This window comes from Propioniciclava tarda (assembly GCF_900182665.1).
In the GTDB taxonomy this organism is placed as follows: domain Bacteria; phylum Actinomycetota; class Actinomycetes; order Propionibacteriales; family Propionibacteriaceae; genus Propioniciclava; species Propioniciclava tarda.
In genome coordinates this window covers 22,697-35,854 of the sequence record NZ_FXTL01000002.1, presented here as the reverse complement: position 1 = coordinate 35,854, position 13,158 = coordinate 22,697, and the positions used below count along the sequence as shown (strand labels likewise).

At 68.4% G+C, this 13,158-nt stretch carries 16 protein-coding genes and 1 tRNA gene; 5 read left to right on the top strand and 12 right to left on the bottom strand.

Features of this window, described 5'->3' with window-relative positions; translation table 11 throughout:
• Positions 1 to 120 precede the first annotated feature (120 nt).
• Positions 121 to 1,068: a DUF4192 domain-containing protein gene (locus tag FN821_RS02125; RefSeq protein WP_165489200.1), complete on the bottom strand. Its 948-nt coding sequence runs from the start codon at positions 1,066 to 1,068 to the stop codon at positions 121 to 123.
• Positions 1,069 to 1,168: 100 nt separating this feature from the next.
• On the opposite strand from FN821_RS02125, the gene FN821_RS02120 reads away from it, so the two are divergent.
• Positions 1,169 to 1,840, top strand: a complete 672-nt coding sequence (locus tag FN821_RS02120; RefSeq protein WP_131170911.1) for a hypothetical protein — start codon at positions 1,169 to 1,171, stop codon at positions 1,838 to 1,840.
• On the opposite strand, the gene FN821_RS02115 is transcribed toward FN821_RS02120, so the two are convergent.
• A complete protein-coding gene (locus FN821_RS02115) occupies positions 1,817 to 2,716 on the bottom strand; it encodes a DMT family protein (RefSeq protein WP_131170910.1) in 900 nt (299 codons plus the stop codon). The genes FN821_RS02120 and FN821_RS02115 overlap by 24 nt on opposite strands.
• A 277-nt stretch (positions 2,717 to 2,993) precedes the next feature.
• Between FN821_RS02115 and aqpZ the strand changes: the two genes are divergently transcribed.
• Positions 2,994 to 3,782 carry an aquaporin Z gene (aqpZ, locus tag FN821_RS02110; protein ID WP_206661961.1) on the top strand — a complete coding sequence of 263 codons (789 nt, stop codon included), beginning with the start codon at positions 2,994 to 2,996 and terminating at the stop codon, positions 3,780 to 3,782.
• Between the two features lie 75 nt (positions 3,783 to 3,857).
• Here the strand turns inward: aqpZ and FN821_RS02105 are convergent, their stop codons facing one another.
• From FN821_RS02105 to FN821_RS02080, 6 genes are all read right to left on the bottom strand, one after another.
• A complete protein-coding gene (locus FN821_RS02105; RefSeq protein WP_131170909.1) occupies positions 3,858 to 4,463 on the bottom strand; it encodes a TetR/AcrR family transcriptional regulator in 606 nt (201 codons plus the stop codon).
• Between the two features lie 101 nt (positions 4,464 to 4,564).
• Positions 4,565 to 4,939: a YdeI/OmpD-associated family protein gene (locus tag FN821_RS02100; RefSeq protein WP_131170908.1), complete on the bottom strand. Its 375-nt coding sequence runs from the start codon at positions 4,937 to 4,939 to the stop codon at positions 4,565 to 4,567.
• Positions 4,936 to 7,536, bottom strand: coding sequence for a sucrose phosphorylase (locus FN821_RS02095; protein ID WP_241660053.1), 2,601 nt, complete (start codon positions 7,534 to 7,536; stop codon positions 4,936 to 4,938). Before FN821_RS02095 ends, FN821_RS02100 begins: the two co-directional genes overlap by 4 nt.
• 106 nt (positions 7,537 to 7,642) lie before the next feature.
• Positions 7,643 to 8,656, bottom strand: coding sequence for an adenosine deaminase (gene add / locus FN821_RS02090; protein WP_131170907.1), 1,014 nt, complete (start codon positions 8,654 to 8,656; stop codon positions 7,643 to 7,645).
• A gap of 91 nt (positions 8,657 to 8,747) precedes the next feature.
• The gene (locus FN821_RS14855) at positions 8,748 to 8,864 is read right to left on the bottom strand and encodes a PIN domain nuclease (protein ID WP_142640435.1); all 117 of its coding nucleotides are present in this window, start codon (positions 8,862 to 8,864) and stop codon (positions 8,748 to 8,750) included.
• 133 nt (positions 8,865 to 8,997) lie between these two features.
• Positions 8,998 to 9,070, bottom strand: a tRNA-Ala gene (locus FN821_RS02080).
• Between the two features lie 146 nt (positions 9,071 to 9,216).
• Between FN821_RS02080 and FN821_RS02075 the strand changes: the two genes are divergently transcribed.
• The 3 genes from FN821_RS02075 (at position 9,217) to FN821_RS02065 (ending at position 11,286) form a co-directional block, all read left to right on the top strand.
• Positions 9,217 to 9,738: a hypothetical protein gene (locus FN821_RS02075; RefSeq protein ID WP_131170906.1), complete on the top strand. Its 522-nt coding sequence runs from the start codon at positions 9,217 to 9,219 to the stop codon at positions 9,736 to 9,738.
• 64 nt (positions 9,739 to 9,802) lie between these two features.
• Positions 9,803 to 10,516, top strand: coding sequence for a purine-nucleoside phosphorylase (gene deoD, locus FN821_RS02070; protein ID WP_131170905.1), 714 nt, complete (start codon positions 9,803 to 9,805; stop codon positions 10,514 to 10,516).
• Positions 10,516 to 11,286, top strand: a complete 771-nt coding sequence (locus tag FN821_RS02065) for an SDR family oxidoreductase (protein WP_131170904.1) — start codon at positions 10,516 to 10,518, stop codon at positions 11,284 to 11,286. The genes deoD and FN821_RS02065 overlap by 1 nt, the downstream gene beginning before the upstream one ends.
• On the opposite strand, the gene FN821_RS02060 is transcribed toward FN821_RS02065, so the two are convergent.
• The 4 genes from FN821_RS02060 to FN821_RS14850 are packed head-to-tail and all read right to left on the bottom strand — an operon-like array spanning position 11,283 to position 13,105.
• Positions 11,283 to 11,897, bottom strand: coding sequence for a histidine phosphatase family protein (locus FN821_RS02060; RefSeq protein WP_165489199.1), 615 nt, complete (start codon positions 11,895 to 11,897; stop codon positions 11,283 to 11,285). The genes FN821_RS02065 and FN821_RS02060 overlap by 4 nt on opposite strands.
• A complete protein-coding gene (gene rsfS / locus FN821_RS02055) occupies positions 11,894 to 12,283 on the bottom strand; it encodes a ribosome silencing factor (protein ID WP_131170902.1) in 390 nt (129 codons plus the stop codon). Before rsfS ends, FN821_RS02060 begins: the two co-directional genes overlap by 4 nt.
• On the bottom strand, positions 12,270 to 12,977 hold the full coding sequence (nadD, locus tag FN821_RS02050) for a nicotinate-nucleotide adenylyltransferase (protein ID WP_131170901.1): 708 nt from the start codon (positions 12,975 to 12,977) through the stop codon (positions 12,270 to 12,272). Before nadD ends, rsfS begins: the two co-directional genes overlap by 14 nt.
• Complete coding sequence (locus FN821_RS14850; RefSeq protein WP_277751003.1) at positions 12,977 to 13,105, bottom strand: hypothetical protein; 129 nt, start codon at positions 13,103 to 13,105, stop codon at positions 12,977 to 12,979. The genes nadD and FN821_RS14850 overlap by 1 nt, the downstream gene beginning before the upstream one ends.
• Positions 13,106 to 13,158: the final 53 nt, after the last annotated feature.

The window sequence follows — 13,158 nt, the reverse complement described above, 5'->3', positions numbered from 1 at the left end:
AAGGGGCGCCGCGTCACCGTGCCGTGACGCGGCTAGCGAAGAAGTCGCGCAGTGTGTTCGAAGCAAGCCACGGGAGAACTCTAAACCATGCCGCAGACCCTGCAGTGCGCGGACGACCCCTCAGGCAGCCCGCCCACGCACCAGTTCCGTCCGGACCTCGCCCCACTGGCTCGGCGGCAGCGCCACTCGCGCGGCGATCTCCAAGAACCGGAACCACTGGTTCCCCCCGGCGGAGTCCACGGCCCGTTCCAGGCAGACGTTCACCAGGGCGCCGTCACCCGAGACCCAGGCGGCCATCCCGACGAAGACGGCAGCCATTCCGCCCGCGAAGGGCGGCACTCGGCGCACGACGTCGGTCCACAGGGCTCGCACCCCTCCCGCCGTCCGGTGTTCGATGTCGCCGACCACGACGTCGGCGAAGGCCGGGCTGAAGGCAGCCACGGCGAGCATGGACGCCTCGTGGGCAGACGGTGGACGCGGGCTCGCCGACAGCGACGCCAACACGTCCAGCGCGGACGCCACGGTCGTGGTCGGCTCAATCGCGATCACGCGGGCCAGGGCCTGATCCATCTCGGGTCGGCTGATCACCGGCTGGAGCGTGGCTGCGAGTGACCCACGGTCGGGCAGGACGTTCACCCCCCAGTAGGCGGCCTCGGCGGCGACGGCGCTGCTAGGTGGGTCGTAGCGATGAGCGACCCCGAACGGCGCGTCGAACCACGCGTGCCCGTCGACGTGGGCGGCGTCCACCCACACGTCGGCCGGCAGCTCGCCGATGAAGTCCTCCACCACGGACCACGCCGCCTCGGCGTCCGTCGAGAAGGCGATCACGACGCAGGCGCAGCTCGGGTAGCGATCCCACAGCGCGCCGAAGCAGTCGTCGATGTCATCGGCGCAGGTCAGGCGCGCCAAGTCCGCCCGGGCGGTCACCGCCACCCGGCCTTCGTCTAGGCACACCACCACCAAGGACTCTTCGGGGTGGAAGCCCAGCATGCTGGGCACGAGGTGGATCAGGTCGGACAGGCCGCGGACGCGCACGGTCGGCGTCCCTCGTTGACGTTTGTTGCTCATGCCCTTCAATAGAGGCGCGAACCGGCCAAATCCGTCATCATCCACAGGTCGATTTCGGACGGTTCGGCGAACGGGAACCCGCCGGTACCCTGGAGCCACCATGAGCGACCCTCGCCCACCGTTCTCGCAGCCACCGAGTGACCCGGCTCAGCCCCCGGTGCCACTGGGCCCGTACGCGTCGTGGCAGCCGCCCTCGCCTCAGTACCCTCTGCCCTCACAGCCCGGCGCCCCCTGGACGCCCCCGGGCGCCCCCCAGCCTCCGTCCACGCGCGCCGACATCAACGCCTACGCCGCACCGCGCGTCAAGACGTCCGTCATCGTGGCGGTCGCGGTCGGGCTCATCTTGGTGGCCGTGCTGTTCGCGGGCGTGTTCCTCCGTGGCGACAAACCGACGCCGGCGCCCACCCCGACGTCCGGTACGTCCACCTCGGCCCTTCCGGGGATGCCGTTCACGATGCCCGGCGACACCACGTCCACCGGACGCTGGGAGGTCGTGGACCGCGAGTGGACGGACCAGGGAGTGAGCGTCCATATCCGCGTGTACGCCTCGAGCGGTACCGTGACCTACGGCTTCCAGGCCTACGCGAAGGGGGCGTCCGATGCCATCCGGCCGACTCGGGGCGGACGCCAGCCCGAGCTGACGACGGGCTCGATCACCAACGGCCAGGTGGCCGACGGCTACATCTTCTTGGCGTTACCGCACGCAGAGTCGACGTTGTTCTTGACGACGCGCGGTGGCCGGGCCATTTCAGCCCTGCCGATCACCGCCTAGCACTGCCGCGCGCGGCGCGTGCGTGTTCGTGGCGTTCGGGTGGTTGCGCAGGAGGATGACCACGCCGGACACCGCGATGATCGCCGCAACCGCCATGAAGGACGCCTCCAGCGCATCGATGTTCACGCCTTCGCCGAGCAGGATCAGGCCGAACGTGACGCCGACGATCGGGTCGGTGGTGTCCATCGACCCCACGACCACCTCGGCAGGCCCGCAGGCGTAGCCCTGCTGGATCATGATCCCGCCCGTGGCCAGGGTGAGCGCGAAGATCACCATCATCACGTAGAACCACGTCGAGCCGACGAACCCTTGGCCGTTGCGCATCATGACGCTGATGGCCTTGATCTGCGCCGACGAGAGCCCGAACAAGAAGGACCCGCCCGTCGCCCACCACAGCGACCGCCACAGGGCTGAGCGACCCTTGACCGCCAGGACGGCGAAAAAGCAGCCCAGCGCGTAAACCACCAGGGAGCCACGCAGCACGGCCTCCGGGTGCGTGTTGTGGTCGGGGGCGGCGTTCGCGGCGGCCGTCGAGGTGAACATCACGATGCCGGCGAGCGTGATCAGCACCGCCAGCCACATCTTGGGCGAGATCTTGTGGCCGTGGATCTTGGACGCCATCAGGATCGACCACGGCACGGCGAGGATGCCCAAGGGCTGAATCACCGTGACCGGCGCCATGGTGATCGCCGTGACGTGCAGCGTGAAGCCGCAGATGACGACGAGCAGCGCCCCGAGCCACTTGGGGTTCGTCACCATCGCGATCAGCTGGCGGCGTCCCATGGTCTTGTTCTCGGCGGTGTGGTCGATCATCCGGCCGATGACGGTGTGCTGCAGGGTCGCGCCCGTGGCGAAGAACAGCGACGCAAAGACCATGACGACGATGGCCAGCGGGATGTTTCCTGGTCCGTGCGGATGCAAGAGGGGCCGTTTCTCTTCGGGCGGGCGGGTGGCTTGGGGGAACGATGCGCGGCCCACAGTAGCCGTTCGACCCGCGGCTGCACGGCCGTTCCGTCCGGACTAGGGAAAACCCCGATGCCGCGCGCCGTTTCATCCGGGAGGCGAAAGCCTTTAGTGTTGTTGACCAGAAGGGCTGCGTCACCATCGGCGATCGCGTATCCACCCGCAGCTCTGCCCAATCAACGGAGTAACCATGAACGTCCCCATGTCCAAGCGCCTCTGGGCCGAGTTCCTCGGCACTTTCTGGCTCACCTTCGGTGGCTGCGGCTCCGCAGTCCTGGCGGCGACCTACGTCACCAAGTCCGGCTTCCAGGCCGGGATCGGCTTCCTCGGCGTCGCGCTGGCCTTCGGCCTGACCGTCGTCACGGGCGCCTACGCGCTGGGTCACCTGTCCGGCGGCCACTTCAACCCGGCCGTCACCGTGGGCCTGTGGGTCGGCAAGCGCATCGAGACCGTCGCGGTCCCGCTGTACATCGCCGCTCAGATCGTCGGCGCCACCGTCGCCGGCGCCGTGCTGTTCGTCATCGCCTCGGGACGCGGCGGCTTCAACGCCGTGAAGTCCGGCTTCGCGACCAACGGTTACGACAACCTGTCCCCCAACGGCTACTCGATGCTGGCCGTTCTCATCACCGAGATCGTCCTCACCGCCGTCTTCGTCTGGGTCATCCTGGGCACGACGTCGTCGAAGGCGCCCAAGGGCTTCGCCCCGTTGGCGATCGGCCTCACGCTGACCCTGATCCACCTGATCTCGATCCCGGTCGACAACACCTCGGTCAACCCGGCCCGTTCGCTGGGTGTCGCCTGGTTCGCCGGCGCCGCCCCCCTGAGCCAGGTCTGGCTGTTCACCGTCGCCCCGATCGTGGGCGCCGCGATCGCCGGCTTCACCTACCGGTACGTCACCGGTGACCAGGACGGCTTCGTCTCCCCGGATGCCCCGGTGTCCGAGGGTGCGCGCGCCGTCAAGCACGCCGTCACCGGCTAGTCCCCCCGACGCAGACCGGCCCCTCCCGCTCGCGGGAGGGGCCGGTCTGCGTTCTGGTGGTCGGACGCCGACGCGTCAGCTCTGCGGTCGGTCGCCGCGCACCTCGGACGCCTCGATGATGGCTTCCACGGCCACCAAGGCCCAGTGCGTGACGTCGTCCAGCTGGTGCCCGGCGTCCAGCGAGCGGAAGCCGGCGTCCACCACGGACCGGATGAGTTCGGTACGGATGGGCATGTCGGCCAGCCCGAGCGCCGACAGGCCCGACTTGAGAAAGTCTTGGGTTTGGTGCGCCTGGTCGAGGTCGGAGCGAAGCCCCTGCTCCAGCCGGGTCGACCGAGCGACCGCCATCAGCCAGCCGTGGCCGTTGACGGACGCCTGCTCGAGGTTGGCCCGGACCCACTCCAGGACACGCTCTCGCGGGTCGTCGATCCGAGCGAGACGCTCGTCCACGGCCCTCATCCAGCGCGGCAGGTAGCGCGCCAGGACGAGCCCGCGCAGGTCGCCGATCGAGTCGACGTACCGGTAGATGCTGTTCCGGGCGATCCCCGCCTCGGCCGTCACCGCCCCAGCGGTCAGTTCGGCGACGCCCTGGGTGCGCAGGATGCCCTCGGCGGCATCGATCAGGCGGGCCAGCACGATCTGGCGGTGTTCCCTCACCGTCGGGGCGGAAATCTTAGGCATGGGTCTCCCTGAACGGCACCGCAGATGGATCTCTTGGCGACGCAGTGTCGCACACTGGGCTCGCGCGCGCGATGAGGCGCGCCACTCGACCGCCTTGGCTCTCAGCGGACGCCCAGCGCGTGCTCCTTGCGGTGGGTGTAGGACAGGCGATCCCACGCGGCCCGCAGGTCGGCGTCCCCGGACAGGACCGCCTCGAGGTCCTCGGGGATCTCGACCATCCGCTCTTCGGTGTCGAGGACGAACTCGATCTCGTAGCTCTGACCCGCCTGGACGCCCGTCTGCGCGTACTGCGCCTTGGTCAGGCCCAGACAGAAGTGGCCGCCCATCGGCGCGATCGAGGTGCGCCAGGTCACGCCCTCGACGGTCACGACCACCTTGGGACGCCGCCCGCCGCCCAGGGCGAGCACGTCCGCCTCGTCGACCCAGAAGGCCGAGTTGGACGCCGACATCGGCTCCAGCGTCAAGGTGCGGATCATGAACGCGCCTCGAAGGTGACCGCGCCGTCGGCGTCCGTCGCCTTGATGACGAACGTGCCGGACGCGAGGTCGGCGTCCAACTGAGCCACGTGGCCGTGGTTCGTCCAGGTGACGCTGAGTTCGGACGCCGGCGTCTCGGCGACGACGCAGCTGGCGTCGAAGCCGAAGGCGGGGCAGCTGTTGCGGAAGCGCAGCAGCTCCAACTGTCGCTGGACGACCGGCTTCGCCAGCCCGTCCGCGATGTCGGACGCCGTGAGGTTCGTCCGGTTGATCTCCTTGTGGCCGCCCGATCCGGCCTTCTCGACGGCCGCCAGGTTGTTCTCGCCGGCGAAGAGGTCCAGGTACCAGACCTGCGGCTTGCCGGGCATGAACAGTTGGATCGCGCGGGCGAGCAGCAGCGCCTGCTCGGACGCCCCCAGCGCCGAGAAGTACGTCGCGTTGACCTGGTAGTACATCTTCTTCTCGCCGTGCAGGTCTTTGACGTAGCCGCCCCGACCCTTGACCGTGGCGATGACCGAGTCGATCTCGCCGTCGGTGAGGAGTCCCTTGAGGTCGAGCAGCGGGATGCCGTCGTGGCAGCCGAGCATGTTGACCGTCCGGATCTTCTTGGTGACCAGGTCGCCGATCCAGCCCTTGAGCTTGGAGGCGTCCTGGGTCTCGAAGGCGTGGATCAGCAGCCCGGGCAGGAAGAAGTCGTAGGTCATGAAGCCCTTGGCGGAGATCACCTCGTGGATCTTGTCGGCGTACGTCGAGTGGATCTCGGGCAGCAGCACGACGCCGTGACGGTCGGCCAGCGACTTCACGCGGTCGAGGGTGTCCCAGGTGCCGGGGTCGTTGAGGAAGTTCTTCTCCCCCGGCTCCTTGGGGGCGTACGCGAAGGCGTCCAGGCGCACGATGCGTGCCCCGTAGCCGGCAAGCTTGGCGAGGGTGTCGGCGTAGAAGTCCCACACCTGCTGGGACTTGATGTTGAGGTCCATCTGACCCAGGTACGTGCGACGACTGTCGAGGTACTCGACGACGGCGTCGCGGTGGGCGTCGAAGCGACCCAGATCCAGATCGGACGCCGCGCGTCCGGCGTCCAGTTGGGTGTTGATGCTGGACGCCAGCGCGTCGGCCGAGGCGTACTGCAGTCCGGTGGCGGCCATCAGGTCCTGGGCGTCGGGGCGCGGGTAGCGGACCTCCTGGTAGAAGGTGTTCCAGTAGGGCCGTTCGGAGCCGTCCGGGAAGCGCACCATCAGGATCGGCAGCCCGGGCTTGCGGAAGAACATGTCCTTGATGAGGTCGGCGTCCGGCTGGACGTAGCCGCCCTCGGTCATCGTGCCGTGGCCGGCCCAGAACGCGTTCCAGTCGATGAAGAAGTCCTTGTAGTCGGACGCCTCACCGCGCGCCAACAGGTCCTGGAACTGGGGCGACAGCACCGAGGCGTGGTTGAGGATGAAGTCGAACTTGAAGTCGAGGCCGGCGTCGGCGACGGCCTGCAGGTCGGCGTCCGTCGTGTAGAGGTCGTTGAGGTCGTAATCGATCACGGAAAAGCCGCGGTCGAGGTCGGTGTTGAAAATGCTCGGCAGCATGTAGATCGAGCTGAAGGCGTCCGAGACTCCCGGCTCGTTCAGCAGGGCGAGGAGGCCCGGCACGTCGCCGCCGACGCTGTCGGGGTAGACGTTCAGCATCGGGCCTGCGCCCATGCTCGAGGCGCCCATGCTTGCCAGGTACTCGGGGTAAGTCAGCAGTTCCCCCGACTTCGAGACGATGATCTTGGCCTTGGACGCCTGCGCGTGCAGCTTCGCCTGTTCCAGGGCCAGGACCAGCATCGTGAAGGGGCTGTCGGTGGCACCGTCGCGGGCGCGGGACCGGCGATGCGCGAGGGTCTCCTCGGGGGTCGAGTTGAGCAGGATCGGGATGTCGACGCCCGTGAGCAGGTCGTTGTTGCCGTGGGTCCACTCGACGATGAGCACGTCGATGCCGGTGAAGTCGACCGGGTCGTACCAGAGCTCGCCCTCGGTGCGTCCCATGCGCTTCAGCGGGATGGTCGTGGCGCCGTCTTTGAAGGCGGTGAAGATGCCGTTGACCTCGTCGAAGTCGATCTCGTTGGTGGTGCCGAGGTAGGCGGCCAGCGCCCCGCGGCCCGCGTCCTGGTAGTGCTGGAGCCACGGGTGGGCCGCGACCTGCCCGGGGTCAGCGTCCTGATCGGCCGCCTGGAGCGCTGCCAACTGCGCGCGAACCTCGTCGCCGAACACTCCGGACGCCGCCAGCCCCTGGACGCCTCCGGTGCGGAACCGGCGCAGCCGCTCGGCATCGTTGGCCGCGGGGATGCGGCGCGGGTAGTTGTCGCCCGACATGACGTAGGCGCCGATGCCGTCGCGGCGGAGCATCTCACCCAGGACCGATCCAATCTCCGACTTGCCCACTCCGGAACCGCCGTGGACCGCGACGATCGCTCGGTGGTGGCCGTTCGCGGCGAAGGCGTCCCCGAGCAGTTCGCGCAGGCGCGGGTAGACGCGTTCGGCCTTGTCGAGGTGGGATTGACCGATCTGGACGCTATCGCCCGGCATGTCTCCGGTGGGGATTCCTGCGTAGTCGTCGAGCGTGAGGCTCACGGCGTTCCTTCCGCTGAGGGCGCGTGCGCCCGTGATCGGTACCTGCCGCGTGGGCGGCGTCTGAATTCAACCGGACTTGACCGGCTGAGTCCACCGTGCAAGACGGTCAGCGGAGGTCGGCCGCGATGCGGTCGACCTCGGCCAGCCACTCGTCGCGGAGGCTGGTCGGCGCCCACGAGACCTCGAACGCGTTGCGGACCAGCTGGGTGAGCTCCGCCCGGGTGAGGTGCTGTTCGGCGTCGACGAGTTCGAGGTTCGCGTTGAGGTAGCCATTGAAGTAGGCGGGGTCGTCGCTGTTGATCGTGACCTTCACGCCGGCGTCCAGGAGCTGCTTGATGAGGTGCGACTTGGACGACTCGGAGACCCACGTGTTGGAGACCGGGCAACAGGTCAGGCCGATGCGTCGGCGTCCGACTTCTGCCACGAGGTCCGGGGACTCGACGATGTTGGTCCCGTGGTCGAGGCGCTGGACGCCGATCTCGTGCAGAGCCTGTCGAATGTGCTCGATCGAGTCGGCCTGGTCGACGTCGCAGTGCATGGTGAGGAAGTAGCCCTCCTGCCGCGCGCGGGCGAAGACGGCCGCGAATTTGGCGGGCGGATTGTCGCTCTCGTCGGAATCGAGGCCGACGCCCAGGATCCACTGCCGGTAGGGCAGCGACTCCAGCAGGGTCGCCATCGCGAATTCGGGGGTGAAGTCGCGCAGGAAGCACATGATGAGGGCCGATCGGACGCCGAGCGTCGCCTCGGCGTCCAACTGGGCGCGGCGGAGGCCGCGGATGACGATGTCGAACGGGACACCACGCGACGTGTGCGCCTGGGGATCGAAGAACAGCTCGACCCAGCGCACATGGTCGGACGCCGCGCGGGTGAAGTACGCCATGGCGAGGTCGTAGAAGTCGGGCTCGGTGAGCAGGACGTTCATGCCGTCGTAGTACTGGACCAGGAACGACGTGAGATCGGTGAAGCTGTACGCGTCCCGTACGGCCTGGGGCGAGTCGTACGGCAGTCGGACGCCGTTGCGTGCAGCGAGGTCGAACTTCAGTGCTGGCTCCAGCGTGCCCTCGACATGGACGTGAAGTTCGGCTTTCGGCAATGCTGCGATCAGTTGGACATTCGTCATCGTCTCGCCCCTCAGCTATGAGTCGTGCTCGTGAATGCACCCTAGCGAGGGCAATCAGCGCGCGCTGTCGTCCGCGGAGAAGCGAAGCAACTCAGCGGTCGACGTCCAGCCGCACGACAGGTTGGCCGGTGATGGCGGCGATGATCTCGACATCCTTGTCCAGGTGCAGGACCGTCGATGACCAGGTCAATGCGACGGTCGTGCACATCAATGGTGGGAAAGCGAGAACTCGCTCAAGCCTGGTCCGCATCGGACTGTGGCATCGCACTGTCACGGAGGCGCCGAACGTGGCGATGATGTGGCTGTATCGGAGGAGACTCAAGAGCTGAGTCTCCGATGAGTGGAGCTAACGGGATTCGAACCCGTGGCCTCTTCCATGCCATGGAAGCGCGCTACCAACTGCGCCATAGCCCCTCACGTCCTCGCGGACGGTTACGAATACTAGCCACAACTTTCCCGACGCGCGAATCGAGCGGACGCCCCGTGGCGGCGTCCGAGACACCGCTGCGACCGGCACGGATCGGCCATACTTGGCCCATCCCCCGTCGTCAGGAGCCATCGTGAGAGCCCCCCGAGCAGCCATCGCGGCGTCCGCGCTGCTGCTCGTCGGCTGCACCCCGGCGGCACCGCAGCCGACGGCGTCTGCGATCGAAACCCCCGGACTGGTCGCCCCCTACTTCGCACCGCTGGCGCCCGGCAGCCCGACGGCGAGCCTGCCGAACCTCTCCCCTGCGCCGGCCCCGAAGCCCACGTCTCCGCTGCCCAAGACCCTGGGCGAGTGGGTGTCGTATCGCGAACGGCTCCAGGACGACGGCGCGATCCAGGTGTTCTACAGCCGCGAGTCGACCCCCAAGGCCGTTGTGAGCGCCGCGGTCATGCCGTCCAACAAGTCGGACGCCCAGTTCGAGACCGCCTGGCCGGACGCCAAGCGCTACAGCAAGGCCTGGTGCGCCCGCCAGAGCCCGACGATGATCGCCTGCGTGGTCAAGGTCGAGCCCGGACGCGCCGTCCTCGCGCTCGGCAACGACGTGACGTTCGAGGAACTGGGCCAGCTCACCACCGACCTGGCGGCGACCCTCTGACCCCCCGCCCACCGCCGCGCGTGTGATGGAATAGCTCTTCCAGATCAGCACCTCAGGAGCACCCATGGCCACGCCGCACATCACCGCCGACGTCGGAGAGATCGCCCCCCTCGTCCTCATGCCCGGCGATCCGCGCCGCGCCGAGCGGATCGCCAAAGACATCCTGGACGACCCCAAGCTCGTCTCCGAGGTCCGCGGCATCGGCGCCTGGACCGGCACCTACAACGGCACCCCGATGAGCGTCATGGCGTCCGGCATGGGCATCCCGAGCGTCTGCATCTACGCGACCGAGCTGTACCGCTTCTACGGCGTGAAGCGGATCATCCGGGTCGGCACCTGTGGCGCCATGAGCCCGAACGTCCGCGTCCGCGACGTCATCGTCGCCACCGCCGCCCACACGAACTCGTCACTGCCCCACCTGTTCGTTCCGGACGCGTCGCTCTCCCTCGCGCCGTCCTTCTCGCTGCTGCACGGCGCCGGCCATGCGGCCAAGGCGGTCAAGGATGTGCCGGTCCACTTCGGACCGATCTACTCCAGCGATCACTTCTACCTCGTGAAGCCCGCGACCACCGAGGGCCTCATCAAGCTCGGCACGCTGGGCGTCGAGATGGAGGCGACCGGCCTGTACGCGACGGCCATGGCCGAGGGCGGCGAGGCGCTGGCGATCCTGACGGCGTCCGATCATCTCTTCGACCCGTCTCAGGACATGACCGCCGCCGAGCGCGAAACCTCCTACCAGGCCATGGTCGAGATCGCGGCGAACACCCTGGTGTTCTGATGTCGTCGCGCGGCACAGTCCTGATCACCGGCGTCGGACGCCGCCGCGGCATCGCCGCCGGCATCGCCGTCGACCTGGCCCAGGACGGCTGGGACGTCGCCCTCAACCACTGGACGCCGTACGACGCCCGCCTGGGACTGGTCCAGGGGGCGTCCGATCCGGAGGACATCGCCGTCGAGTGCCGCTCGTTCGGCGTCCACGCCGACGTGGTCGCGGGCGACTTGTCCGACCCAGGGACGCCGTCGCGCCTGATCGGCGCCGCAAACGCCCGCGGCGACCTGCGTGCGCTGGTGCTGTCGCACTGCGAAAGTGTCGACAGCCACACCCTCGACACGTCCGTCGAGGCCTGGGATCGGCACTTCGCCGTCAACGCGCGCGCGTCCTGGCTGCTGATCAAGGAGCTGACGCGCGTCCTGCCCCAGACGCCAACCTCGGACGCCGTCGCGCGCGTCGTGGCCCTGACCAGCGATCACACTGCGTTCAACCTGCCCTACGGGGCGTCCAAGGGGGCCCTGGATCGGCTCGTCCAGGCGGCAGGAGTCGAACTCGGGCCGCGGGGACTGCGGGCGAACGTCATCAACCCCGGCCCCGTCGACACGGGCTGGATGACCCCGGAATGGTCCGCCGAGCTGACGGCGCTGACCCCGCCCGGACGCCTCGGCACACCGCAGGACATCGCAAACGTCATCCGCTTCCTGCTCTCGGACGCCGGCGGCTGGATCAACGCCCAACTGTTGAAGGTGGACGGCGGCTTTAAGCCCGCTGGCTAGGACGAACGCTCGCCTACGACGTTGTTGTAGGACAAGATCCGCCACCGATCGCGCAGCTCCATAACGCTCCAGGAACAGTTCCACAGGCCCGTGAACGCGGTGCCCGTCGGCATGTCCATGCCGAGCAGCTGCAGGATGCCCATGCGCAGCGACAGCCCATGACCCACGACAGCCGTGGTCAGCCCCGCACCCCGGTGGGCGATCTCGCGCAGAGCCTCGGCCACCCTCGCACCGGCCTCGGTGGCCGTTTCCCCCGTGGCCGAACGCCTGAAGTCCTGGCCGGTCCGCAGCAGCTCGTCGAAGCCCGGCAGCTCGGCCGCGGCGTCCTCCTTGCGCATGCCGGCCCACGTGCCGACGTTGATCTCGGCCAGCCGGGCGTCGACCTCGACCGACAGCCCGATCTCAGACGCCAGCGCATCCGCCGTCGCCTTGGCCCGCAGCAGCGGCGACGACCAGAGGGCACCTACTCCGAGCGCCGCCACCCGAGGGGCCAGAGCAGCGGCCTGGGCCGCGCCGACGGCGTCCAACGGAATGTCGGCCTGGCCCTGGAAGCGTCCGTCGTGGTTCCACGCGGTGCGGCCGTGCCGCACCAGCACCAGCCGGGTGCTCACTCCCCCACGGCCTCCCGCGCGGGGGCGACGTCCAGCTGCAAGGGGATCGCCGGGCAATCGCGCCACAGACGATCCAGGGAGTACAGGTGGCGCTCGTCGGTGTGCTGCGCGTGCAGGACGAGGTCGCCGAAGTCCAGCAGGACCCAGCGCGCCTCGCGGTCGCCCTCGCGGCGCTTGACTTTGACGCCTTCCTTGAAGAGCGCCTCCTCGACACCGTCGACAACGGAACTGACCTGCCGCTCGTTGGACGCCGTCACGATGAGGAAGACGTCGGTGAGCGCCAGCCTCTCGGAGACGTCGTACGCGACGATGTCCGTCCCGAGCTTGTCTGCGGCCGCCTGGGCGGCGATGCGGGTGATGCTCAGGGCGTGATCAGTGGCCGGCATTCGGTTCCTTCGGTTCGGGGGACGACCCCCCACGGTACAGGCCCCGCTTGTTGATGTGCTGCACGATGCCGTCCGGGACGAGGTACCAGATGGGCAGCCCCTCCGCGACGCGCTCGCGGCAGTCGGTCGAGGAGATCGCCAGCGCGGGCACCTCCATGAGCGTGACCTTGTCGGCTGGCAGATGCGAGATGTCGCGCTCGTCCAGCGGGACGCCTGGGCGAGAACAGCCGATGAAATGGGCCAGCTCGAACAGTTCGTCCGCGCCGTGCCACGTCAGGATCGAGGCGAGGGCGTCCGCGCCGGTGATGAAGTACAGATCGGTCTCGGTGCCCCGCTGGGCGTGCAGGTCCTTGAGAGTGTCGACGGTGTAGGTGTCGCCCGGACGCTCGATGTCGACCCGGCTGACCGTGAACTTCGGGTTGGACGCCGTGGCGATGACGGTCATCAGATAGCGGTCCTCGGCCGGCGAGACCACACGGTTCTTCTTCTGCCACGGGGTTCCGGTGGGGACGAACACCACCTCGTCGAGCCCGAACTTGGCAGCGACTTCGCTGCCGGCCACGAGGTGGCCGTGGTGGATGGGGTCGAAGGTGCCGCCCATGACGCCCAGGCGCCAGGGGCGTCCAGGTTCATTGGACGCCAGCGGCCCCGGATCGTTCGCCGCAAGTCGGGCCGGATCAGGGGCGGGGGTCATCAGCTGTGCGGCCGGCTGGAGCCGAAGGCGTGCACGATCAGCATCAGGACCACGAGCAGGATGAACACCGCAACGCCGACCGCGATGTTGATCGGCGCGAAGTGCGAGGAGGACTCCAGGAGCGTCATGGGGGCGAGCATAGCGACAACCCCGGCGCCGGTGGAGGGCGTGTTCACGGTCC